Origin of the sequence: Thermosphaera aggregans (genome assembly GCF_014962245.1) — an archaeon.
GTDB lineage: Archaea > Thermoproteota > Thermoprotei_A > Sulfolobales > Desulfurococcaceae > Thermosphaera > Thermosphaera chiliense.
Genome location: NZ_CP063144.1, coordinates 1,276,288 through 1,298,916, shown reverse-complemented (window position 1 = coordinate 1,298,916; position 22,629 = coordinate 1,276,288). Strand labels below are relative to the sequence as shown.

At 47.6% G+C, this 22,629-nt stretch carries 25 protein-coding genes and 1 pseudogene; 8 read left to right on the top strand and 18 right to left on the bottom strand.

All coding sequences use genetic code 11. The annotated features are described in order from the left end of the window. Positions 1-2: 2 nt before the first annotated feature. A complete protein-coding gene (locus tag IMZ38_RS07255; protein ID WP_227410872.1) occupies positions 3-242 on the bottom strand; it encodes a hypothetical protein in 240 nt (79 codons plus the stop codon). Positions 243-331: 89 nt separating this feature from the next. Between IMZ38_RS07255 and IMZ38_RS07250 the strand changes: the two genes are divergently transcribed. Beyond that, positions 332-1,135 carry a DUF2258 domain-containing protein gene (locus IMZ38_RS07250; protein ID WP_227410871.1) on the top strand — a complete coding sequence of 268 codons (804 nt, stop codon included), beginning with the start codon at positions 332-334 and terminating at the stop codon, positions 1,133-1,135. Here the strand turns inward: IMZ38_RS07250 and IMZ38_RS07245 are convergent. Then, on the bottom strand, positions 1,104-2,105 hold the full coding sequence (locus IMZ38_RS07245; RefSeq protein WP_193436186.1) for a DHHA1 domain-containing protein: 1,002 nt from the start codon (positions 2,103-2,105) through the stop codon (positions 1,104-1,106). The genes IMZ38_RS07250 and IMZ38_RS07245 overlap by 32 nt on opposite strands. A gap of 176 nt (positions 2,106-2,281) precedes the next feature. Here IMZ38_RS07245 and xerA point away from each other — a divergent pair, with 176 nt between their 5' ends. After that, a complete protein-coding gene (gene xerA, locus IMZ38_RS07240; protein ID WP_193436185.1) occupies positions 2,282-3,301 on the top strand; it encodes a site-specific tyrosine recombinase/integron integrase in 1,020 nt (339 codons plus the stop codon). Here the strand turns inward: xerA and IMZ38_RS07235 are convergent. Continuing rightward, positions 3,287-3,754 (bottom strand): hypothetical protein, encoded by a 468-nt coding sequence (locus IMZ38_RS07235; protein WP_227410870.1) that lies wholly within the window; start codon positions 3,752-3,754, stop codon positions 3,287-3,289. The two genes, xerA and IMZ38_RS07235, sit on opposite strands and share 15 nt — an antisense overlap. 56 nt (positions 3,755-3,810) lie before the next feature. Here IMZ38_RS07235 and IMZ38_RS07230 point away from each other — a divergent pair, with 56 nt between their 5' ends. The 3 genes from IMZ38_RS07230 (at position 3,811) to IMZ38_RS07220 (ending at position 7,155) form a co-directional block, all read left to right on the top strand. After that, positions 3,811-5,424 (top strand): M28 family peptidase, encoded by a 1,614-nt coding sequence (locus IMZ38_RS07230; protein WP_193436184.1) that lies wholly within the window; start codon positions 3,811-3,813, stop codon positions 5,422-5,424. Continuing rightward, complete coding sequence (proS, locus tag IMZ38_RS07225) at positions 5,387-6,838, top strand: proline--tRNA ligase (RefSeq protein WP_193436984.1); 1,452 nt, start codon at positions 5,387-5,389, stop codon at positions 6,836-6,838. Before IMZ38_RS07230 ends, proS begins: the two co-directional genes overlap by 38 nt. A gap of 74 nt (positions 6,839-6,912) precedes the next feature. Then, on the top strand, positions 6,913-7,155 hold the full coding sequence (locus tag IMZ38_RS07220; protein WP_193436183.1) for a hypothetical protein: 243 nt from the start codon (positions 6,913-6,915) through the stop codon (positions 7,153-7,155). On the opposite strand, the gene IMZ38_RS07215 is transcribed toward IMZ38_RS07220, so the two are convergent. Continuing rightward, complete coding sequence (locus IMZ38_RS07215; RefSeq protein WP_227410971.1) at positions 7,152-7,841, bottom strand: diphthine--ammonia ligase; 690 nt, start codon at positions 7,839-7,841, stop codon at positions 7,152-7,154. The two genes, IMZ38_RS07220 and IMZ38_RS07215, sit on opposite strands and share 4 nt — an antisense overlap. 54 nt (positions 7,842-7,895) lie before the next feature. On the opposite strand from IMZ38_RS07215, the gene IMZ38_RS07210 reads away from it, so the two are divergent. After that, positions 7,896-8,600 carry an MBL fold metallo-hydrolase gene (locus tag IMZ38_RS07210; protein ID WP_193436182.1) on the top strand — a complete coding sequence of 235 codons (705 nt, stop codon included), beginning with the start codon at positions 7,896-7,898 and terminating at the stop codon, positions 8,598-8,600. Between the two features lie 7 nt (positions 8,601-8,607). Here IMZ38_RS07210 and IMZ38_RS07205 read toward each other — a convergent pair whose 3' ends face one another. The 13 genes from IMZ38_RS07205 to IMZ38_RS07145 form a co-directional block, all read right to left on the bottom strand. Beyond that, positions 8,608-10,029, bottom strand: coding sequence for a V-type ATP synthase subunit B (locus IMZ38_RS07205; protein ID WP_193436181.1), 1,422 nt, complete (start codon positions 10,027-10,029; stop codon positions 8,608-8,610). Next, complete coding sequence (locus IMZ38_RS07200; RefSeq protein ID WP_193436180.1) at positions 10,030-11,808, bottom strand: V-type ATP synthase subunit A; 1,779 nt, start codon at positions 11,806-11,808, stop codon at positions 10,030-10,032. Positions 11,809-11,853: 45 nt separating this feature from the next. Next, a complete protein-coding gene (locus tag IMZ38_RS07195; RefSeq protein ID WP_193436179.1) occupies positions 11,854-12,201 on the bottom strand; it encodes a hypothetical protein in 348 nt (115 codons plus the stop codon). Further along, on the bottom strand, positions 12,189-13,157 hold the full coding sequence (locus tag IMZ38_RS07190; RefSeq protein ID WP_193436178.1) for a hypothetical protein: 969 nt from the start codon (positions 13,155-13,157) through the stop codon (positions 12,189-12,191). Before IMZ38_RS07190 ends, IMZ38_RS07195 begins: the two co-directional genes overlap by 13 nt. A gap of 10 nt (positions 13,158-13,167) precedes the next feature. Then, entirely contained in the window at positions 13,168-13,815 is a 648-nt protein-coding gene (locus tag IMZ38_RS07185; RefSeq protein WP_193436177.1) for a V-type ATP synthase subunit E, read from the bottom strand. Then, positions 13,761-14,231, bottom strand: a complete 471-nt coding sequence (locus IMZ38_RS07180; RefSeq protein ID WP_193436176.1) for an ATPase — start codon at positions 14,229-14,231, stop codon at positions 13,761-13,763. Before IMZ38_RS07180 ends, IMZ38_RS07185 begins: the two co-directional genes overlap by 55 nt. A gap of 53 nt (positions 14,232-14,284) precedes the next feature. Then, the gene (locus tag IMZ38_RS07175) at positions 14,285-16,255 is read right to left on the bottom strand and encodes a V-type ATP synthase subunit I (RefSeq protein WP_193436175.1); all 1,971 of its coding nucleotides are present in this window, start codon (positions 16,253-16,255) and stop codon (positions 14,285-14,287) included. Continuing rightward, a complete protein-coding gene (locus IMZ38_RS07170; protein ID WP_193436174.1) occupies positions 16,252-16,545 on the bottom strand; it encodes a hypothetical protein in 294 nt (97 codons plus the stop codon). Before IMZ38_RS07170 ends, IMZ38_RS07175 begins: the two co-directional genes overlap by 4 nt. A gap of 22 nt (positions 16,546-16,567) precedes the next feature. Beyond that, positions 16,568-16,984, bottom strand: coding sequence for a DUF61 family protein (locus IMZ38_RS07165; protein WP_193436173.1), 417 nt, complete (start codon positions 16,982-16,984; stop codon positions 16,568-16,570). Beyond that, a complete protein-coding gene (locus IMZ38_RS07160) occupies positions 16,977-17,606 on the bottom strand; it encodes a V-type ATP synthase subunit D (RefSeq protein WP_319637041.1) in 630 nt (209 codons plus the stop codon). Before IMZ38_RS07160 ends, IMZ38_RS07165 begins: the two co-directional genes overlap by 8 nt. A 79-nt stretch (positions 17,607-17,685) precedes the next feature. Beyond that, the gene (locus IMZ38_RS07155; RefSeq protein ID WP_227410970.1) at positions 17,686-18,102 is read right to left on the bottom strand and encodes a CBS domain-containing protein; all 417 of its coding nucleotides are present in this window, start codon (positions 18,100-18,102) and stop codon (positions 17,686-17,688) included. Between the two features lie 86 nt (positions 18,103-18,188). Continuing rightward, positions 18,189-18,536: a hypothetical protein gene (locus tag IMZ38_RS07150; RefSeq protein WP_193436170.1), complete on the bottom strand. Its 348-nt coding sequence runs from the start codon at positions 18,534-18,536 to the stop codon at positions 18,189-18,191. 7 nt (positions 18,537-18,543) lie between these two features. Then, the gene (locus IMZ38_RS07145; protein ID WP_193436169.1) at positions 18,544-19,086 is read right to left on the bottom strand and encodes an NUDIX hydrolase; all 543 of its coding nucleotides are present in this window, start codon (positions 19,084-19,086) and stop codon (positions 18,544-18,546) included. A gap of 50 nt (positions 19,087-19,136) precedes the next feature. Here IMZ38_RS07145 and IMZ38_RS07140 point away from each other — a divergent pair, with 50 nt between their 5' ends. Both IMZ38_RS07140 and IMZ38_RS07375 read left to right on the top strand, forming a co-directional pair. Beyond that, complete coding sequence (locus IMZ38_RS07140; RefSeq protein ID WP_193436168.1) at positions 19,137-20,003, top strand: TIM barrel protein; 867 nt, start codon at positions 19,137-19,139, stop codon at positions 20,001-20,003. Further along, positions 19,981-20,457 (top strand): annotated as a pseudogene (locus IMZ38_RS07375) (CDP-alcohol phosphatidyltransferase family protein); the annotation flags it as partial. The gene IMZ38_RS07140 and the pseudogene IMZ38_RS07375, both read left to right, overlap by 23 nt. Here the strand turns inward: IMZ38_RS07375 and IMZ38_RS07135 are convergent. Then, a complete protein-coding gene (locus tag IMZ38_RS07135; RefSeq protein ID WP_193436167.1) occupies positions 20,452-22,599 on the bottom strand; it encodes an ATP-binding protein in 2,148 nt (715 codons plus the stop codon). The pseudogene IMZ38_RS07375 and the gene IMZ38_RS07135 overlap by 6 nt on opposite strands. Positions 22,600-22,629: the final 30 nt, after the last annotated feature.

Below are 22,629 nucleotides of genomic sequence, written 5' to 3'. Positions count from 1 at the left end.
TCCTAAATCTTCCTGACAATGAGAGGGCTTGTTGATTCAACCACTCCCCTGCCGCTAACCTGCTGGCCTATTCCAAGCCTTAAAACTTCATGGTATGATGCAGCATCAAGTATCAAGTAGAACTCAGCATCCTTATCGTTTATCCTGCCGTGAACCAGGATGCAGGGCTCCCCAACCTCCTCCGGTTGCTCAACACCTATGACGACTCCCTCGTAGTAAACATGGTTTTTCAAGTCTCCCATCCAAAAGTAAAATACTTCATTCCAGCTAATAAAAGTAAATTAAAACAGTAATATACCAAACCAGTATATATTATATATTGGTGGTAAATTTGACCGAGCCAATAACTACGAGACCAGCCTTAATGGAGCTTAACACGGGAATAGTGATAGCTGGAGCATACGCTGACAAGGTCAGAAGGACATTGTTCGCGCAATTGAAAGATTTGATGAAAAACAATAAAGATTTCGCGAGAGAAATAGCGAGAGCGTCAGCGGAGTTGAACAGAATTCTCTACCACATACTGGTTGAATCAATCAGAGTTGAGAAGGGCGATGCCGTGAGAATAAGGGTTAGGTACAGCGTTGACAAGGATTCCAACAGGATAGTGTTCGACTATAACACCCTTAGCCTAGAGGTTTTCAAAAGAGTTAACGATGAGGAGGTATCCTCCACTATTAGGAAAGTCCTAGATGCGAAGCTTGAAGAGGTTAAGAAGCAGTACGCTACACTCCCGAGCAGGGAGGAGGCTGAGAAGATATTGAGAGGAGAAGTGCCGGAACCGGGAAAGCCGTTGGTTTCTGAGATCCAGGAAGATGTTTTGAAAAGCGTTAAGAGCATTGACTTGCTAGGTGAAACTATAACGGGAGGATACTTATTCAAGATCAAGGGGCATGAGGACCAGTCTATTGGGATACTGACCCTGGAGCCGAGCGATAGGGGTGTTTTAATCGATGCGTTAATATTGAGCAATGGCAAGGGATTCAGGTACTTGAAGACCTCTGAGGCGAGTAAGGAGGTATTGGCTGAAAACCCGGATTTAATCCTTAAAGAACTCCAAGAGGTTAGACCAGCGGAGCTTGGGGCGAAGGAGGCTGAGCAACTTATCGCGGAGAAAGCATCTCTGGCTGTTTAGAATGCTCTTGCTGAATGCAAACGGCAAGCTCGTCTAGGAATTGCTTGAAAACATCTTTTTTCACCCTGGCCCCTGCCGCATAAGGGTGTCCTCCACCGTGAATGTTAAGCCTCCTGCTCAACTCTCTCAACACCTTGTTTAAGTCGACGCCTCCACGGCTTCTCAAGCTTAAAACATAAATGTCACCCCTAGACTCAGCGGCTACACCGACAAGAGTGCCCCCGTAAACCATTGCGTAGTTGGCAGCCCGGCCGAGGCTTCCCCTCGGATCTATCACATAGGAGATATCTCCATATACGTTCACGTTTGCTTTAACCCACAGCCTCAGCTCCTCGTCTACAACAGCCTGGTGGAGAGCCCTGGAGACAAGGTCTGGGAGCGTGCTGGGTAGCTTGTTCCCGCTGAGATGAGCAACTACTTTCCTCTTAAACTCGTGATCACGTCTCGAGCCTTCGAGCCCCTGGGTAATAATTCCAGCCTCCAGATAAATCCCCCTTCTATCCCATTTAAGGAGCTCGCTCCTAACCCAGGCGGTTTCGTCAAGGTAGTCGCTGATAGCCCCGTATAACGCTACCCTGCCGTACTCGGGATCCAGCCCTTTCCCACTGAAATACCTGTAAGAGAGCTCTGACGCCGAGCAGCATGGGTCGTGGATAAACTCTACTCCATCGCCTAGGGCGTTGAAGCCTTCCGGGAGAGGGTGGTGGTCTATATACAGTACTTTTCCACTTTCAGCACGAGTCTTCAAAACCCCTAACAGCTCATCCTTGTAGAGCTCGTCAACGGCGATATCCAACACTACTATGTTGTCTACCTGCTTCGTGAACGATTTCAAGTCCTCCACGATCCCAACAGGGTGTGTGAAGAACACGTTGCAAGCTGAGCCCATGGTTTTAATGTAGGCACATGCCAGGGCGCCGGAGACGACCCCGTCCCCGTCACCGTGCGCCAAGACAACCCAGCTACTCAAACCCATCACCAGTGTGGAGCGGTCAGCCCCGCGCGAGGATATCATCCCCTTTAAGGGTTACACCTGCCACGCTTCCTCATCCCTTTAAATAATTTGACACACAGGCTTTATACGGTTAACTGAAACACCTTCCTGTTTAAAAGAAAAAGCAAGGGGATATTCCCACAGGGCTAGAAGTGCCGGCTAAGATAGACGTTGGGAAGGCTCCTAGGGAAATACTTGAGCTGAGCAACCAGGAGATCTTGCAGGAGTTCATAATGCTTTTAGAGTCGACGGGAGCGTCTAAGGATACTGTTAAAGCTTATCAATCCGCCATCAGCGACTTCCTCGACTTCATCAGGGATAAGCCGTTGAAAGAGGTCACGTTGAGAGATGTGCTCGCATGGAGGAATGAAAGGCTTAGGTCAGGCTTTCCTCGGAAGAAGACAGTCGACAAGGCTAAGTGGCAGGCAACACTACACTACTACACACTGTTTCTTAAAAGGTTTTTCGAATGGCTAGGCCTTCAGCTCAGCGTGCCGGGGGTTAAGAAGCCTTCTTCTAAAATAACTGCTCTAACCGATGAGGAAGTGGGTAAGCTGTTCAACGCTGCTAGAAACCCGCTTGACAAGCTCATTCTACGATTACTGCTGGATACTGGTTTAAGGAGCAGGGAGGTTTTAAGCATCAGGGTTGGCGACATAGACTTCAACAGTAAAACCATTAGAGTCGTCGAGGGCAAGTATGGCAAGGAAAGGTATGTTACAGCTTCCAACGAGACCTTCAAGCTTATCGAGGCCTGGGTGAGGCTGAACAATCTAGGGAGGGATGACAGGCTGATCAACCTGACCTACGGCGGCCTCTACAAGAAGCTTAAAAGGTTGGCGGCGAGAGCGGGCATTCCCCCGGAGAAGATAAGGCCCCATGTTCTCAGGCACACTTTCGCAACAAGGGCTTTAAGGCTTGGCATAAGCCTTCCCTCTCTACAGAGGTTGCTAGGGCATACCGACATTAGGACCACGCAGGTTTACCTCCATTTAACAATAGACGATATCAAGAAGGAGTACAGGGAGAAGTTCGAGAACAATGTTTCACGCGAGGTTAAGGAAACCTTACTATGCAGTAGTTGTGGACGCAGTATTCCCAGCGATGCCTTATTCTGCCCATACTGTGGGAGACAGGTTTCGAAAACTGGTGAAAACCTAGCCCTCGCTTAACCCGTCTATAATCCTGCCCACGACAGCCTCTACTATTCTCTGATAATTAGGATTAGCTGATTTATACTTGCTTAATATCTCCTCAGCGTTCTCAACAGGGTAGTCATCCTTGAAGGATGATAGGAATTCTTCGACAGAAGTGTTGAAAGCTATGAAGTAGATAGGTGAGACCGGGATGCTCCATCTTTCACTACTGTACTTCAAGGCTAGAAGTTTTTCAAGGTATTCCTCGTCGCTACCAGGGTTTTCCAGGACAGCCTTGTAGTATTGGGTGAGATAGTGTGAGACAATGATAAACTCTAACTCATTGTTCCTGTAGCCCTTGAAGACTGAGACCTCACTATTATCCTCAAGCACCACGTGGGGTCCTTCTTCAATCGTGAAGCCAAGAGTCTTCAACCTATCTATGAACCCTGAAAGGTTTTTCACGCTGAGAGAGTAAATTTTAATCAAACCTATCAGCCATTAAGAACAATGGTGTTACTGTTTTAAATAAGAGTGGTCAAGCTTTGAGCGAGGTCATAGCAGGATCCAGGTCGGAGTCAAAGATTATACGGGTTTTAAGGAACCAGCTCTCTGAGCACGTGGACTGGATTGATGTCTTGAAAACACCGGTGAAGACGTGGATTCCTGAGGAGTGCTCCATAACCATCGGCAACACGGGTTTCAAATGCATTCCCATACCGTATTCTTTGAAGAGTGAAACAGAAGGATACTTATCATTTGAAAAAGACCTCCAGTGCGGAGTCGGCGACATTGTTTTAATGAAATACCCTGAAAACTACTACTCGACAAGCATTCGCGTCCATGAAGCATTCCGGAGAGGAGCGTCAGCGGTAATTCTCTACGAGGAAGACGAAGCCCTCACCAGGAAAACAGTCGTAACAGACCCTCCGTACCCGTCCAACACTCCTGGGAATCCCCCGCCAATACCTGTCGTAACCGTAGACCATGAGGCTTACAGAGCATTAAAAGACATGGTGAAAAACACCAGCAAGTTGAAGGCAACGGTTAGAGTGGTAACAGTTCTTAAGGATTCGATAGGCTACACGTTGGTCGCAGGGGTTAACGGCTCCAGAGATGGCGAAATCCATGTTGCAACGCATCATGACCACTGGTTCGAGGGGGAGGGAGACAGCGTTGCCGGGTTGAAAACCCTTGTAGGCCTGGCGAAACAGCTGAGAAAAGTTGAAAACAAAGCACACGTTGTCCTGATTTCCTTCACTGCGAAAGAATTAGGGTCTCCCTATATTTCTCCATACCCTTGGTCATGGGGCTCTAGGTACTTCTTACAAGTGATGAGGAATAAGGGTTTTTTGGAGAACACGCTGTACTCGGTAGTGATAGATTCAGTCCACGCTGCCACTCCAACAGTGTACTACCATCCTTCATTGTACAAGGTTTTTGCGGAATCGCTGAAGCCCGGCTGGAGCGCTGTCCCAGGCGGTAATCACTACTCGCTTGACAGTCTAAGCTACCTCCTTGAGGGAATACCTTCAATGGCTATTACCACATTGAATAATGAGTACTCGTGGAGGATTCACTACTCGAGTTTAGACAACCGGGTCAACGTGAACTCTGATTTAATAGCCGCGGATCTGGCCGAGTTCCTGGTTAAAACAATATTGTCGAGTAGTCCTGAAAAAATTGATGCTAGAGGTCTGTGGGATCACGTCTCACGCGACTGGTTCCCCTTGGAGTTTAAAGCAATCGTGGCTAAGGCGAGGCAGGCTGAAAGCGTCATAGGCTCGCAAAGTGTTTTAAGAATCGCTACTGAAACGTTCAGCGACTGTGCTTCACTGAGAATTAATGATCGCGCAGTCTTCCATGGTGGGTTGCTAAGCCCTTTACTATTAATCCAGGAAGCTGGAAGCGAGATTGAAAGGATCATAGGCTGGAAGGAGTTTTCCATTAGCCTCCAGCTGTGCAGCGGCAGGTTCTACAGCTTCTCATTCACTAAAATTAATAAGGAATTCGTGAAGGAAACACTGAGCAAAGTGGTTGACGACATTGTAAGTTCGCTAAGCGTTGAGTTCAGCCGTAAGCATACTTTTAAAGTATTGACCACATTTGATCGGATACAAGGTGGCGCTGTTGGAGAAGCAGGGTCCAATAGGAGTTGACAAGTACGCGGATTTCCCTGAATGGTATCACAAAGTATTGAAGGAGGCTAAGATAGTTGACATAAGATACCCTGTTAAAGGAATGAACGTGTGGATGCCCTACGGGCTCAAGGCTTTGAGGCTTACTCAGAGAATCCTGATTCAATTGCTAGAGGAAACCGGGCATGAAGAAGCATATTTTCCAACTATGATACCTGAGAGTGTTTTCAGCAGGGAGAAGGATTTTCTTGAAGGCTTCGGAGGCGAGACTTTTGTAGTAGAGGGAACAGTGACTAAGCGCTTCGAAGAGAGATTGTTTGTGAGACCCACTAGTGAAACAGTCATGTACTACATGTGGAACATGTGGATAAAGGGGAGAAAGGATCTCCCTGTGAAAATGTACCAGATAGTTAACGTGTTCCGTTATGAAACCAAGATGACACACCCTATTCTAAGGGTCAGGGAGATAATGGGTTTCATAGAAGCACACACTGCTCACGCAACCATGGAGGAGGCTGAGGCTCAGATAAAGGAGGCATTAAGCATTTACAAGAAATTCTTCGACGCTCTACAACTCCCGTACTTCATTGTTAAAACCCCGCCATGGGATACCTTTGCAGGAGCGGAGTACAACTACGACTTCATAACCGTTATGCCGGATGGCAAGGGCTTGGAGCTTGGTAGCGTTATAAATCTTGGACAGAGGTTCTCACAAGCTTTCGACATAAAGTTCATGGATTCCGATGGCAACGAGAAATATGTTTTCCAAACCTGCTACGGTGTCAGCGAGAGGACGCTGGGAGCGGTAATAGGGATCCACGGGGATGAGAAAGGATTGTTCTTCCCTCCCGAGATTGCGCCCATCCAGGTAGTAATAGTCCCGATAATGAGGGGTGTTGAGCAAGAAGTACTGGATTATGCCAGCAGGGTGGAGAAGCTTCTGAAAAACCTTGGGATAAGAGTACATGTTGACACGGATTTAGAGCACACGCCCGGCTGGAAATACTACTACTGGGAGATGCTCGGGGTTCCAACAAGGATAGAGGTTGGGAGGAGAGAGGCTTCAACGCTTACCGCTACCATTGCCAGGAGAGATGGAGGGCCCAAGACCATTGTAAAGATTGACGAGCTCTATAACGCGTTGAAAACCATGTGGGAGGGAATCAATAGCTACCTCAGGGAGAAAGGCTTGAAACATCTTGAGAAAATGGTGGTTAAGCCTCCTCTAGGGGAAGGGCTCGAAAGCGTAAAGGGACTCATAGTAGCCCCTTGGGATGGTTCAAGGGAGTGTGCCGAGGAGTTGGAGAAGAACACTGGGAAGCAACTGCTGGGCGAGATAGTTGAATCCCCCATACCCTTGAGCAATCCCTCAGAACACGCTACATGCCGTGGTGGAAGAGCGGATAGGTTTGCCCTCCTGGGAGTTACCTACTAAACCCCGTTAAAGTTGGTGTAAGATTTTATAAGGGATGGAATTATTTTTTAAATAGCCTAGCATGGTGCATATGAATGAGCGAGTATATGAAACAGTTTAAAATCCAGGTTGCTTCCAAAATCCCAGGTATTAAATTCCAGGATAAAAGCGGCGGCGAGCTCCAGCTGATCAAGGATGGTAATGTTGTCGCAACGATTAAGGATGAGAAGGACTATGTCACGGTAACGATAAAGAACAACACTTTCAAATACGATAAATGGTATACGAAACCGGAGCATCTGGCTGAGACGATAAGGGTTTACATTGAGCGCTCTTAATTCTTAGGGATTAAGCAACATTTTTTAATATTGAAAAAAGCTTCATACTCTGATCTCTCCTCAATACTACCCTCGCACCTGAGCCTGTATTTGAACAGTGGCGCATCCACCACCACAGTCTCGGCTTCACCCCCCTCGAAAGAAGGGTTGAAACCGTATTTCTCTGATAAAACCAGTATCTTCTCAACATCCTCTGCTGATAAGACCCTCCCCAGCATGCTGTGGGGGAGGCCCATGGTTGTTATAGACTGTATTATGAACCTTACCCCGTAGCCGATTAGTGTGCGGAGATAGGTTTTCTGGTCAACACCCCAGTTCGGGTGAATTGCTTCAAGCCCGTGTTTAAAAGCTATTTTCTCAAACCTTTCTCTTTGAAACCTGCTTAGAACAGCCCCGGATGCAAGGCCGGAGATCCCGTACCTCCTGACACACCTTGATAAGACTTCGTCTAGAACAACCTCTTCCCTCCCCGGGTCAACAACAGTGGCTGTCTCAAGAGGGATTCCCATCGAATAAGCCTGCAACATTAACACCTGTGGGTGGGGCTTGTGGTACAGCATTGAGTACTCGTAAGACGGTATGATGCTGATCAACACCTTCACGTTGAAGCCTTCATCCTTCAGCTTGTGCACCGCGAAAACAGAATCCTTTCCCCCGGTAAACAACACTGCAATGTTCAAAAACACTCCCAAGCGAGATTTAAAGAGAAATCAATGATATAAATAAAACTGCTGTTGAAGATGAAGGTAGCAGTTATCATAGATGACAAATCCACTAGTGATGTGGTCAGGGCCAGGCACGGTTTATCGTTGCTGTTTGAGAAAGAAGGGTTCACTATTTTATTCGACATGGGCCCTGATGAGGAGTCGCTTAAGGAGAATATGAGAGTCTTGGGAATAGATGCTTCAAGAATCGATGTAGCAGTAATATCCCATCCGCATTCTGACCACTACGGGGGTTTCAAACACCTTTCCTGGGAAAACCCTTACATCAAGGTTTACATCCCATACGGCACGATGGATTCGCTGGGCAGGATGCTCCGTTCTCACGACATGATCCCTGTCGAGGTTACTAAGACCACGCAGTTAGCAAGGGATATTCTAGTTGCTGGTCCTTTTTACGGACCGCTAGTGGAGCAGTATCTTGTTTTCAACATGGGGGATGAGTTGCTGATTGCAACAGGTTGCCTACACCCTGGTGTGGAGACCCTTGAAAAAGTGGCATCATCCCTGGGGAGGAGGATTGGAGTGCTGATGGGTGGGCTCCACCTCCGCAACGCCCCCGAGGAAGTTGTGAAAAGAACTCTAGACTATGTTGTTAGTGAACTAGGGGTTGCTAAGCTGGTTCCGTTGCACTGCACAGGGAGGAGGGCCTTAGAGTATCTCAGGGAGAAATACGGCAATGTCCTGGTTGAGGCTGGGGCAGGATCTGTTATTGAGTTTTAAAACAGGTTCAAGCGGTCTGGGAGCCTGTTTTTTCAAGCCCCTTGTATTTTGGATGATACTTCTTAATATGCTCTACCCTAACCTTCTTCAACTCCTCTTCTGGAAGGATTGCTAGTAATTCCCACGCTATGTCAAGCGTTTGCTCTATACTCCTCCTCTCGAACTCTCCCTGCCCGATAAATCTTCTTTCAAACCTGTCAGCAAACTCGAGGAACTTTTTATCCCTGGAACTCAACGCCTCTGAGCCCACGATAACCGAGAGCTCCCTAAGCCTCACAGCCTCCGCGTATGAGCCGATCAATTGCATGAATACTTCGTGATGATCCTCTCTAGTCTTACCTGGCCCGATCCCATCCTTCATCAATCTTGAAAGACTCATCAACGGATCTATGGGCGGGTACACTCCCTTAAGCCACATTCCGCGAGAGAACACTATCTGCCCCTCTGTAATATAGCCGGTGAGGTCGGGTATGGGGTGGGTTATATCGTCGTCGGGCATTGTTAGAATGGGGAACTGGGTGATACTGCCCTTTCTGTTTGAAGCCCTCCCAGCTCTCTCATATATGGTGGCTAGGTCCGTGTACATGTAACCCGGGTACCCTCTTCTTCCGGGTACCTCTTCCCTTGCCGCGCTGAGCTCTCTCAAGGCTTCACAGTAGAAGGTCATATCGGTCATCACCACGAGCACGTGCATGTCGTAGTTCCAGGCTAGGTGTTCGGCGATTGACAGTGCGAAGCGCGGTGTGGCAATCCTCTCTATGACGGGGGAGTTAGCGGTGTTTATCAATGCCACAGTTCTCTCCATGGCCCCGGATTTCCTGAAGCTTTCTATGAAGAACATGGCGTCATCGTACGGGACGCCGATCGCTGCAAAGACAACTGCGAACCTCTCCTCTTTCCCCAAAACCCTTGCCTGCCTAACTATTTGCGCAGCCACCCTGTTATGGGGAAGTCCCGACCCGCTGAAGATAGGGAGCTTCTGCCCTCTCACAATGCTGAACAATCCATCTATAGCAGAGATCCCTGTCTCAATAAACTCGTTCGGCGGTAGCCTGGCTGAAGGATTAAGCGGGTAGCCGTTAATATCAAAGTATTCCTCCGGGACTATTTCCCCTCCGCCGTCAATAGGTCTGCCGAAACCATCCAAAATCCTTCCAAGCATGTCTATGGAAACAGGAACCCTTAGGACCTCGCCCCTGTATCTCACAGTGGTTTTCTGCAGGTCAATGTCTGAAACCCCGCCGAACACCTGTATGACCGTTGCTGTTTTCCCGACATCTATTACCTGCCCAAGCTTAACCTCCCCGTTCGGCAGCGAGATCTCAACCAGCTCGCCGTAGGAGACCCCGGGGATGGTTTCAACGAAAAGCAGGCTTCCCTGGGCTCTATGGAGCCTGCGGCTCTCCCTAATAACCAGGTTTAGGCTCAACTACCCCACCTCCTGTAGAAGTAGCTCGAATTCTTTCTTAATCTCATCCATAATCTCCTGGAAGGCTTTCTCATAGTCGAAAACAGGGATGTCCTTCATTCTCGCAATTTTCTCCTTGACTTTCATAGTTAGGATTTTTTCCAGCCCAACCCCCTTCTTCAAAGCGTCGAAGGCGTAGTCGTGGAACAAGCTGATTACTTTAGCCATGTATAGAGTCTTCGACGGGGGCGAGAAAGCATCAACAGGGCTGAACGCATCCTGCTGGAGAAAATCCTCCCTCACCATGCGCGCAACCTCTAATGTAAGCTTATCCTCTGCTGGCAACGCCTCAGTGCCAACCAATCGAACCAACTCCTCCAGTTCAGCCTCCTTCTGGAGAATACTCATCAGCTTCTCCCTTAGCAATCCATACTCCTCTCCCTGCTTACTCCACCATTCTTTAACATGATCCACATAGAGACTGTAGCTTGTCAGCCAGTTTATGGATGGGTAGTGTCTACGGTAAGCCAGGCCGACGTCGAGCGCGTAGAGAGCCCTTACCACTCTCAGCGTGGCTTGGGTGACGGGTTCGCTGAAGTCAGCGCCAGGGGGTGAAACCGCGCCGATAATGGTTAAGCTCCCAGTTCTAGACGGTTCTCCAATGGTTTTCACCAGCCCGCTTCTCTCGTAGAATGATGCGAGCCTGGATCCAAGGTAGGCTGGGAACCCCTCCTCACCTGGTAGCTCCTCAAGTCTTCCACTAATCTCTCTCATCGCTTCAGCCCATCTACTTGTAGAGTCGGCTACCAGTAGGACATTGTAGCCCATATCCCTGTAATACTCTCCAATTGTAACACCCATGAACACGCTTGCTTCTCTAGCCGCCACGGGCATGTTACTAGTGTTAGCGATGAACACGCTTCTCTCCATTAAGGGCCTCCCGGTTCTGAAATCAGTCAGCTTGATGAAACTGTGGAGTGCATCAGCCATCTCGTTTCCTCTCTCCCCGCATCCAATATAGATGGTCACGTCTGCTTCACTACGCTTCGTCAGCCCCTGAAGGGTCACGGTTTTCCCCGTGCCGAAACCCCCTGGTATCGCGGCCTTTCCACCTTTCCCGATCGGGAAGAAGAAGTCGATAACCCTGAGCCCGGTTATAAGGGGCTCCTTCGAGTCGAGCTTCTCTTTGAAAGGCCTGGGCTTTCTAACAGGCCATTTCTGATACATTTTCACTTCAAAACCATTGATTTTAGCCACCGGTTCTTCAATAGTGTATGAGCCTTCCCCAGCCACCCATTCAACTACTCCTCTAGCTTCTAAAGGAACCATGATGTAATGAGAAATCAGCTCGGTTTCTTTCACAACTCCTATGAAGTCTCCTGGGCCAACCTTGTCACCAGGCTTCACTAATGGTTTGAAATCCCATTTCTTATCCCTGGGAAGAGGGCTTGCTTTAACTCCTTTTCTAACGAAGATCCCGGCAAGCTCCTGGATAACTGGGAGGGGTCTTTGAATACCATCGAAGATCGACGTTATCAGCCCCGGTCCCAGCTCAGCGGACAGGGGTTGCCCTGTGAGGTAGACAGGCTCCCCAACTTTTAAACCAGTTGTATCCTCGTAGACCTGTATTACAGCCCTGTCCTGTTCAACCCCTATGACCTCGCCTATTAGCTTCTCCTCTCCAACCTCCACTACCTCGTAAACTCCCACGCCTTTGACGTTTTCAGCTATAACAAGGGGGCCAGATACCCGGAAAATCACTCCCTTCTTCTCCAAACCAAACACCTTAAGCAAGCACATGGGTCCAGGTAGGTTAGACCCATAATTATAAAGCGATTCAATATTTTAAAACTCAATGCTTATCCCGAGATACTTTTTGACAAGGCTCTTATAATACTCGGCTACGTCGATTCTGCCGGCTTCTTTTGGATGGTCAAGCGGGATGGTTAAAACCTTTTCTTTCAACAAGGGTATGAGGTCTCGCAAGCTTTTGCAATCATCCTCGATGCTGCGGAAGTAGATTAGAACATTATAGTTCTCTACCACTTTTCTTAACTCGCTAACGAGTTCTTCACAGTTGTCCTTGTAAATTATGGCGTCAGCGCCTGCGGCAACCCCGATTAACCCGAGGATGGGATCCCCTACCACTAGTATTTTCTTCTCGGGAAATACAGGCTGTTTTACTTCAGCCATTTGCTTAACAACCTCTGAAGCTCGACTTTATATGTATCAGTGTAAATGGATAGGACTATTAGTTTCAAAATAACGCTGCTTCCCATTAAACGTACAAGTCTTCTAACCCTCTCCTCTACGTCGCCTCCTGCGAGAGTTTTCGAAAGACTCATAGTGGTTAAAACTGTGGCAAGGTCGAAGGCTTCAACTCCTTTAAGAATGGTTGATGAATCCGCTAAAGCATCGAATAATTCCAGCACAATCTTTCTGTACCCTGACGATGTTTTCGCGAGCTCGGTTAAATCAGCGCTACAGGCTTCCCTGAAAATATTGTCCTCCATGATTAAGGGGTAAAGCGGTTCTCTAGACAGCTCGGGAAACATCCTGCAAAGCCTAACAGCAATTGCATCGTGATATATCCCGACTATTCTCCAAACCCTGTAGTTTGATACTTTATCAATATTTGCAACCGATTTGTGAAGCGTTAGAGCTATCTCCCTCATGCTAAGCTCTTTGCTCTCAACGAACCGGTCCACCAGTCCCGCGAATACTTTGTCAACACTTCTCCTGAACGCATCTATGTCGAACTCCTCGGGTTTTACCAGAGGGATTTTCCTAGCAAGGGGTGTTGGGAATATGACTACTGGTTTTCGTCCAATACTTACATTGTGGAGGACTACGACAACGTTGACCAGTTCCGACAAGCTCGTCATCGAGTTGAGATAGCTTCTAGCTTCCCTGCTCTTTGTCCCATCAAGTAGCTCTACTATCTTGTCAATGAAGAAGTCATCAATGTCTCGTTGAACATCGATCAGGGTATAGGTAGCAGTGGTTACTCTTTTCAAAACCCTGCCGGCCCACGGCTTCTCCGCCATGGATGAGAAAGCGTTAGCGAGATCTGAGTATTGAAGCATTGATAAAGCATCTTCAAGCGTAACGTATTCCAAGCCTTGCGAGGAGGTTTTCGCCTTACTCATTTTCGCCTACTCAACCCCAAAGGCTTTTACGTATGAGCGGTATTAGTGCTCTTCTAGCAAGCTTCAGCCTTGACTCATAGCTGTTATCTACTATGATACCGGTTTCCGACTCAAGGATTAAACCTCCCTTTATGTTAACAGAGGCTACTTCAACGTTTCCCAGTCCCAGCTTGCTTAGAATTCGACGCATGGTTTCCACATCTTTTTCTGAAACGTAGATTTTTCTGGGTTTCTCAACGTACTTCAGCGATTCCGTCAGCAGATTCTCAAGGGATTTTTCAATTTCCGAAGGGTCGAGATGGTTCAGCTCTTTCTCAGCCTCCTTGAATAATTCTTCAATAATGAGGGACATTTCTTGAGAGATCTTTAGCCTTGAAAGCCTCCGAGCCTCGGATATTTTAAGCGCGGCCTCCCTCCTAGCCTCCTCCAGGATCCTATTTTCCTCTTCTAAAGCTCTTCTCCTCCACTCCTCCTCTGCTTCCCTAACGATTACCTCAGCCTCCTTCTCAGCCTCTCTCACTATTAACTCCGCTTTTTTCTTCGCCTCCTCAATAATTCTCTCGCGCGCCTCTGTTAAATGCTGGTTTAAATCCAAAATCTTCTTCACCCTATCAGGGTAGTCCCTAGTATCATGAAGACTATTCCAAGAATCCCCCATAATTCCACATAGGCTGCGAGGATGACAGTATTCACGAAGTTAGCACCCTTCGTCCTCGGTAGCTCAGCTATGCCGCTGGCACAGACAACTCCCTGAGCCCATGCGGATATGGCCTCCGCCATGAATCCGACGAAGCCTAGTCCAAGGAGGGCTAGCGCCTTGGAGAGCTCAATGGTTCCATCCCTTATTGGAGCATATATCAGGATTAAGTATATCATTTGAATAAGCCCATAGAATGTTTGGGTCATTGGGAGAGCTGCAAGCGTTAACACGTTTCTAAACTGGGTGGGCTCTTCAGCTAGGACAGAAGCACCTACGCTGGCCGCGTACTGCATTCCCCTGCTCGATCCTAAAACGCCTCCAACCAGAGGGAGAGCAGCGGCGAAGTAACCTATACCCATTGCTAGCGGATCCAAGCTTAAATCACCAACAATGTTTAAACAGTATCGAATATAAAAGTGTTACAACCCTACTTGATCACTATTCTCCGGGACTCAATTATCCTCAGAGGCGAGTAGTCCCTCCCGTCTCCCGTGTAGAACTTGGACAAGAATTCTAGAATGCAGAGCCTCAGCGAATGGATGAAGGCGCCTAGAATCGAGAGTATCAGAACCATTAAGTGGACAACAATGAGCAACGGGACTGCAACCAGGAGGCCAAGGTAGAACCCGATCGGCGGAATCATAGTGGAGAACCACCCGCTCAGCAGGCTAACCATGGTGTTGAAAGTCATGGACATGTAGTATGTTGCCAGCCCAACCCCCGCCAGCCTGACGTAGCTTAACACGTCTCCAAGAATCCCTGTTATCTGGAAAATCCACATAAAGAGGCCCATCCCTTTCATGAGTAAATAGTTTGCCGCAACCAGCACAGCGATACTGATCAATGTTAAATACAAGAGTGTATCGCTTCCGAGACTCCCTAGAATCGGTACTTCGTAGTTGAAGAATACAAGCAGTATGTAGGGGATACCGAACAATTCGGATAACAATAGACCCATCTCGTTCAGTAAATCCGCCTTCCTCCTCTCATTGATGAACTTTGAGATGGCGAAGACGTGTGCAACATTCACATGTACTAGCCCTATAATCAGCGACAGCTTGATCAGCTCTATGGGAGATGTGAAGAATGCCATTAACACGGGTGTTTGGATTTTAAAGAATACTGGTAGCAGGTCTCCGAAGAAGGCGCCTGCTAATGCGCCGGCGATGATGGATAGTCCATTGCTTATCAGCAATACCTGTTTAAACTTTCTATAGTTCTCGCTTGAAGGATCGTCCACAAGCTTGTCGAGGAAGAGAAGTATGGCGAAGATCCCTGCTAACCCGTATCCCACATCACTGTTCATGAGGGCGAAGAAGAATGCGAAGGAATAAGCTACCAATGGTGTAGGATCAATCTCCCAGTAAGACGGGGTGCCGTAGAGTTTGGTTATTATCTCGAAAGGCTTCAACGGCTTCGGATTCTCCATTAACGATGGAGGAGTATCCACGCCTTTCCTCGGTTTTTCAACTTCTAAAAAAGCTGTAAGGGAGCTTTCCCTGATTTCTTTTAAAACCTTGTCCAAATACTTCTCAGGCACCCATCCCTCAACGAACACGAAGTGCTTGAGCTCGGATGTCGCAACAATTACTCGAGAGCTCGACACCGTGTTGTCTAAGAAGAGCAGGTACTTTCCAAGGATTTCAACATATTTTCCAACACTCTTTTTCAACTCCTCTTTTAAGGAGTTTATTTCAGCAGTTTTTTGCTCAATAATGCTTGGTAGGGTTCTCCGCAACTCGCCTATTGTTCTACAATCTTTAACAGCGTCTAGAACTTCTGACGGTATATGTCTAACCCCTATCCTGGATAATTCTTTAACATACTCGTTGTAATCAATGCTTGGGAAAACCAGTATTGCAACCTCCTCTTCATCTACCAAGGTTTTATAAATAGTTTTAACCCCGCTGTACTTGTTCAGGAACTCGCTGACAGAGGGGGCTTTACCTATTACTGCTATGGAGGTTAAGTGTTTCCCTTTAAAGCTTAACCAGGAGGTTTCAAGATCCTCTGGGAGAAGCCCTGCCAGCTTATTAAGCTCCAATAGGTAAGAGAGAGATGCCTCGAGACTCTTCACCCTGTACTCTATGCTGAATACTTCTTCCTCAATTCTTCTAACATCTTCCTCAACCTTGTCCAAACTCAGGGTTGAGTACTCGTAAGCAGTTAATGATGCATCTATGGATTTAACATCACCTTTTCCCAGGATTTTCACTATGGAGTCGTGGAGCTTCCTAGCCTTCTCCAACTTCTCAACGATTTCCCTGGCTTCTTTCACTTCTCTAAGATCGAGAACACCTATTGACTCCAGGAAGCGGTATAGATCATCCTTTTTCTCTTTAAACCCTCCAACTCTTACTTTAACCATTCTCGCGGGCTTGCTTAGCAACGCCTTCATTTCGACCACGTAACGTATTTTCTAATCAACTCTAATACTTCCCTCTTCTTATCCTCCGGGATCATCCTGACCTCCGCGATCTTCTCCTCGGTTTCAGCGATAATACGCTTAGCAAGCTCTTCAGCTTCCTGAAGAACCTCCTGAGCCTTTTTCACATACTCTTCTACAGGGATGGGGGATTGCCTTATCGCCTCAGCTCTCTTGTACGCATTCTTTAGAATGGTGAGCTTCTTGTTCTCTGCTTCTTTCAAAATATCGTCTACCATCCTGTCTATTTCAGCAAGGCTCAAGATAAGACCACTCCTTATGGAGCTATCTACCGCCAGGTTTTATTAAGATTGTGGTTGATGTCCTCAGCTTCCTACGTAGCTCAATGATCTGGGGCCTGTAGAGAATCAGCTGCCCTCCTTTTTCCTCACACTCTAAAACCTTGGAGACGGCTTCAACCTCTAAGGCGCCGTTGACAACGTAGAATCCTTCTTGATCGCTGGGCACGTATTCTATTATTATCGGGAGGGTTAAATCACAGGCTTTATCCCCTAGAACCTGCTTCAACCTCTTCAACTCCTCAGGGTCGAAAACATGGATGGAGCCATCTCTTAAAACAATGTACGGTATTGACTCCCCGAGTAGTTCGCATAGTTTTTTCCTTTTATATGGCACATGCTTGTTAACAAGTCTTAGCTCGCCTTCGAGATACCTTGTTAGAGCATCCTGATCCTCACTCAAGCTTCTTCCTCTTCTCCAGTATATTCTTCACCCTCTTAAGCCTGGACTTCTCCTCCCTCTCTCTTTCGTCAAACTTCATCCTTAACATCCGAATCTGCTGGCTCAGCCTCGGAATTATTATGTAGTTTAACGCGTTGACACGTCTCTTAGTGGATTTTATCTCCCGGCCCAGTGCTAAGACTGCTTCCTCCGCCTTCCCAAGCTCTATTATAGCTTTAAGCAGCTCGTAAGCCTGGGCTTGGAAGTCCTTGAGTCCTGCGTAAACCGCTTTATCCTCCCCCGGGGCCCTAAGCACTATGCTCCTTGTTGAAACGCCCATTATGTTCTCAGTGGTGAGGACGCTTGTTAAAGTGGGAGTGGTTCTATGGAAGAGTTGATAGACATTCTCCCCGTAAACACCGAGCAATCCCGCACCCCTGTTATAAACTGGGAGAATTAGCTCGTTAATCTTCCTCCTTTTTTCAATTGATTCTCGGAGCTGGGCCAGGAACTCGTTGACTAGAATGGTTAAACGCTCTCTTAAAACCTTGTGAACCTTCATAGCCAAAACTAACTGTCTACGGAGCCTGATGAGCTCTATCTTGGTTGGCCTTATTCTCTGAAGTTGAGACAAAGCAACCACTAAGTAATTAGATAGGGGTTAGCGGGAGTTAAAAATGATTATGACTGGGTGATTAATGCTTGTGGAGAATGCTGTTTCCTTAGGAGATTATCTTCAACAATGTGAGCACAACGTCGAGCAGGTCTCTCTGGGACACCATGCCAACAGGCTTCCCATCCTTATCTACTACGGGCAGGTGGCGTATGTTGAAACGCCTCATCTTCTCTAAGACTTCATCCAGCGGGGTATCCGGGCCAACAGTGATAGGGTTTTCCTTCATAAACCTTGCAACAGGGAGGTTGCTTCCAATCCTACCTATCGCAACAGCACCGACCACATCCTTCTCCGTCACTATCCCGACAAGCCTTCCAGTATTGTCGACCACCATTACGCTTGAAACATCATTCTCAAACATTTTCTTAGCAACTTCTTCAATAGGCATGGTTTCCTCAGCAGTGACCGGCGGCGTCGACATGACGTCAGAAGCCCTTACAGGTAGACCTTTCCTCCTCCGCATGAACGACAACGTGGACACCTAATTACTGAATTTACAAACAACCCTTATATAAAACACTGTTATAATCGCGTCCTTGTATCCAATGCTTACTCTTTCTGAACTAGGCGGGCAAGCTCGAAGGCAAACGTGTTATCTCCCTTCCTCCAAAGGTATATTGCGTAGAATAAGGGTTTGGAGCCTCCGTGCTCGTAGATCGCTACCGCTATACTATCCTTGCATATCGACTCGTCCGGCAGAATAGTGCACGGGTCCACGTCTAGGATTGACGCCTCGTATCCGTGCGGCTCCAGGGAATTGTTGAGTATTAGCGGCAACCTCTCCATTAAATAATCCTCGATTACCTCGATAAGCTCACGCGTTGCCCAGCCACTTACCCCTTCGAAGACCAGTCTAATCGACAGCGCCCTCTTAAGAGTGGATAGTTCAATGCTCATCCTGGACTTACCTCTCTATACTATGTTTAAAACTGTATAAAAGCAAGGCTAGCACTGTTTTCATATCCTTTAACACGTTCTCCTCCACCATTGAGTAGGCTTCTTTAAGGGTTACTGTGAAAGGCTCAATAATCTCGTACTTCTCAGGCTTCGCGCCCACGTATCGGAGATTTCTCGCAAGGTAAAAGTACATTTTCTCAGTACTATATCCAGGGGTAGGGTAGTACTCCCCGAGCAGTGTTAGCTCACCGGGTATGTAGCCTATCTCCTCCTCAAGCTCCCTCCTGGCAGCCTCCTCAGGGGTTTCACCACTATCTATGACTCCAGCTGGAACCTCTACTATATAGTCCTCTATTGACGGCCGAAACTGCTTTATCAGGATAATTCTCTCACCATCGATAAAGGGTAGGACAACTACTGCTTCAGGAAACAATACGACATCTCTACGGAAAACCTCGCCCTCGCTTTTCGCGTAGCTTCTCCTGACAACCTGGAATCTTAAACCTTTAAACAACAGCTCCTCACTGAGTTTAACAGGCTTCAAAACCATCACACTGGTTTATTTACTGCTTGAAGAAATATATAAGCAAAGGTGGGAGATTGCCCCATTACCGCTACGGTCCCGCGGGCAAGCCTATAACGATGAAGTCCTCGGACCTGTTGAAAGCCCCAGCCTTCCTCAGGGAGATGGGCTTGAGCGCTATGGAGTACGAGGCTGTTAGAGGCGTGAACATCAAGGAGGAGAAAGCCCGGGCTTTCGGCGAGGAAGCCAGGAACAGGAATGTTCTACTAAGCCTGCACGCACCATACTTCCTCAACCTTGCAGGCAAGAAGTCAACTGTTGAAGCCAGCATTCAGAGGTTGAAGGAATCAGTGGCTGCGGCGCACTGGATGGGGGCTTACGTAGTGGTTTTCCACCCAGGATACTACAAGGACGCTCCCTCCCGCCGGGAGGCTGTTAGAAAAGTGATTGAAAACCTCAAGCAAGTGGTAGAGTATAGGAGCGAAATAGGTGCTCACGGAGTATGGCTCGGCCCCGAGACAACTGGGAGGACATCCCAGGTTGGAGACCTTGATGAAACAATACTGATAGCGCAGAGCTTGGAGAAGGTTAGGCCAGTGGTTGATTTCGCACACTTATATGCGAGGCTTTCCGGCAGGTTTATCACTAAAATAGATGATGTTTTGAAAGTTATTGAGAAGATAGAATCATCGCTTGGAACAGAAGTGTTGAAACCCCTGCACATACACTTCTCCAAGATAGAGTTCGGGAAGGGAGGGGAGAAAGAGCATCACACGCTTGACGAGGAGAAGTATGGTCCAGACTTCAGAACAGTCTGCAAAGGTCTTTGCGAGGCCGGGGTTGACGCAGTTATCATTAGCGAGAGCCCAGTTCTAGAGCAGGATGCTTTAAAAATGAAGGCGCAGTGCTTAGAAGTATGCGGTGATAAATGCATTGTTGACTAATCTCAGGAAGAGGATTGAAGGCTTAACAAGCCTTGTAGCTAAGCCTTTCTGCAAGCTAGGTGTGCACCCCAACTGGATAACCCTTTCATCAACAATAGTTTTAACCACAGGCCTCTTCTTGCTCACGACTGGAAGGCCTCTCTGGTTTTTTATCGTAGCAATAATCATATCTGGGGCTCTGGACGCGCTGGACGGTGCAGTTGCCAGGAATTGTGGTAAAACCTCGCTACTCGGAAGCTTCCTGGATTCAACTATTGACAGGGTTAATGACTTCATAATTATAGCCTCCCTGCTTACAGTAGGGTTCAACGGGTTCATCGTTCTTGCATTAATGAGTGCGGCATTCTTAACCAGCTATGTAAGAGCTAAGGCGGAGTCGCTGGGCTTAAAGATGGAGGGAGTAGGTATTGTTGAGAGAGCTGAAAGAATACTGCTCGTAACGCTGGTTTTAATCACTAGCGCGTGGGACAGGCTCGCCGCCAGCATCATCCTTTACGCTCTGCTCATTCTCTCCGTTCTCACCGTGATTCAGAGAATTCTCCATGTTAAAAACTCCTTGTCCAGGGGACTCAAGGGCTGAGAGATCGTAGTGACCGGCTAGCGGGGGAGTTGTTTTAAAGGTAACATAGCCAAGCCTTAACACGTGGCTTTTCAACACAGCTACTCTATCGCTCATTCTCACCACTGTTTCACGATACTCCTGAGGAAGGTCTAGGAGACCTATATGGCTTTTATCCGTTCTCAAAATGATCTTCGTGTTGGCTAGTTGAAGAATAATGTCGTGAACATCCCTTGGGCTGTGAGTGCTGAAAACTATGCCCAGCTTCCTCGCTCTTCCAAGCCGGGCTATCCTGTCAATCATTGATGAAACATGCTCAACATAATCCTCCACCCCGGACTTGCTTGGGAAGAAGCGGTGGGCTTCATCCATGATTATTATCACGGGCTTAGACTCCATCCTCCCACGGGTTTGCTGTAGCTTCCACTCGAAAATCTTGTTGAGGATTCTGAAGGCTATTATGCTTAGGACTTTCTCAGGATCTGCGATGGAGTGTTGGAGAGGGTATTCAAGGTCTGCAACGATAGGGTATCCGTTAAACCATTCGAAATGTTTATCAAGGATTAGCTCCAGCGGGGGCTCTTGAAGATATTTTTCCCCGCTCTGCGTGCTGACAGCGATGTCGAAAAACCCTGTGTCAATTATTGATCCTACCTGCCTTAGAATGTTCTCGAGCGTGCTCTTATGTATGGCTATCTCCTTAACCAGTTCCACCAGGTGCTCCTTGTTAGGGTCGAGTACAATCCCTCTCGGAGCCTTCTCCCTTTCCATCAGCCTAGCCCGCGCATCCCGTAAGGCATCGTATATGTCGTAGACTGTTTCAATCCTCAACCCGGCTTCATACATATACCGCAGGAGCCTTGTCAGCGAATCCTTGGCCTGCCTGGTGAAATAGGGATTGAGCGAGATGAACTCTCTCGGGGTGAAATCCGTGAACCTGAAAGCATAAGGGATGATGATGTATTCAGCCTCCTCCCTCCTACCCTTATAGTCGATAACGGCTGAGAGCTTAACGTATCTTAGAGGGAACTTGTCGCCGGGTTGCTCGATAACGTCAATGTTTTTTACCTCGTAGCGGAAGCCGAATCGATAAGAGATAGGCTCTACTATATCTCTGAAATATTCTAGAGCTATGTTCCTGAGAATTTTAGCCCATGTTGAACCTTCTTCAACATGTTTGCTGACAACATACTTTGTCACAGGCAGGAGTATTATTATTCCACGGGGATGCTCGACTTTACCGGCTAATCTTTCCAGTAACTTTTTCTCCCCAGTAATGAGGCTTTCATCAGCAATCCAGGGAGGCTCCAGGTTCAGGGTTAAGTAATCACGGTTAGGGTCTATTATGACTACTGAAGCATCGTCGAGAGTGTTGAACTTGGAGGAGAGGGATGTAACCATGTTTTTAATCAATGTGGTCTTACCGCTTCCTGTTGTGCCGACCACGAGAATGTGCTGGTAGAAAGCCTTCAACGGCAGGTAAAGCTCAGCATTACCTTCAAACAATACCTTGTCTCCAACCGTGACGTAGCCTAGGAAAACCCCTTTAGTCGGCAAACCAAGTATTTTCTGAATAGCCCGTGTATCCTCCAGCTTTATCACAGGACTCTGGGGCTCAATCACGTAGTCGGCTGAGATAACTGTGTCGGTGAAAACATCGTAGGAGAGGAGTGGTTTAGCCTTAATCCTTGTCTTTGTAAGCAACCCCGTAACCTCCGTTGTTGGAACGGCGACGTACATCTCCGGCACGTCTAGTTCCGCGAGAACATCACGCCTCTCCACAGCGGCTATTTTAAGGCTTACAAGGTGAAGAGTTTTCAAATCGACAACCGCGAGGTAGCCGCCTGCTGAAGCTATATCCATGAACTCGTTAAAGTATATTAAAGGATCTACTTCAAAGTAGACAAAACCTCCTTCCTCATCAATCCGGGAGGGGCTTGTCCTGGAGACAAAGCCGATTATCCTCCCATACTTTTTAGCGATTTCAACAGCGGTTGTTAACTTGTTTTCAAGGGATTTCACAAAATCCGTGTTCAAAACCGGGACACCATGATTACTGAATGATCA

Bases quoted from the DNA above. Each gene is read 5' to 3' on its own strand.
- IMZ38_RS07175 (WP_193436175.1), bottom strand. From the start codon at position 16,255: ATGAAGGCGTTGCTAAGCAAGCCCGCGAGAATGGTTAAAGTAAGAGTT.
- IMZ38_RS07220 (WP_193436183.1), top strand. From the start codon at position 6,913: ATGAGCGAGTATATGAAACAGTTTAAAATCCAGGTTGCTTCCAAAATC.
- IMZ38_RS07200 (WP_193436180.1), bottom strand. From the start codon at position 11,808: ATGTGCTTGCTTAAGGTGTTTGGTTTGGAGAAGAAGGGAGTGATTTTC.
- IMZ38_RS07255 (WP_227410872.1), bottom strand. From the start codon at position 242: ATGGGAGACTTGAAAAACCATGTTTACTACGAGGGAGTCGTCATAGGT.
- IMZ38_RS07185 (WP_193436177.1), bottom strand. From the start codon at position 13,815: ATGGGGGATTCTTGGAATAGTCTTCATGATACTAGGGACTACCCTGAT.
- IMZ38_RS07155 (WP_227410970.1), bottom strand. From the start codon at position 18,102: ATGCGGAGGAGGAAAGGTCTACCTGTAAGGGCTTCTGACGTCATGTCG.
- IMZ38_RS07210 (WP_193436182.1), top strand. From the start codon at position 7,896: ATGAAGGTAGCAGTTATCATAGATGACAAATCCACTAGTGATGTGGTC.
- IMZ38_RS07195 (WP_193436179.1), bottom strand. From the start codon at position 12,201: ATGGCTGAAGTAAAACAGCCTGTATTTCCCGAGAAGAAAATACTAGTG.
- IMZ38_RS07145 (WP_193436169.1), bottom strand. From the start codon at position 19,086: ATGGTTTTGAAGCCTGTTAAACTCAGTGAGGAGCTGTTGTTTAAAGGT.
- IMZ38_RS07150 (WP_193436170.1), bottom strand. From the start codon at position 18,536: ATGAGCATTGAACTATCCACTCTTAAGAGGGCGCTGTCGATTAGACTG.
- IMZ38_RS07190 (WP_193436178.1), bottom strand. From the start codon at position 13,157: ATGAGTAAGGCGAAAACCTCCTCGCAAGGCTTGGAATACGTTACGCTT.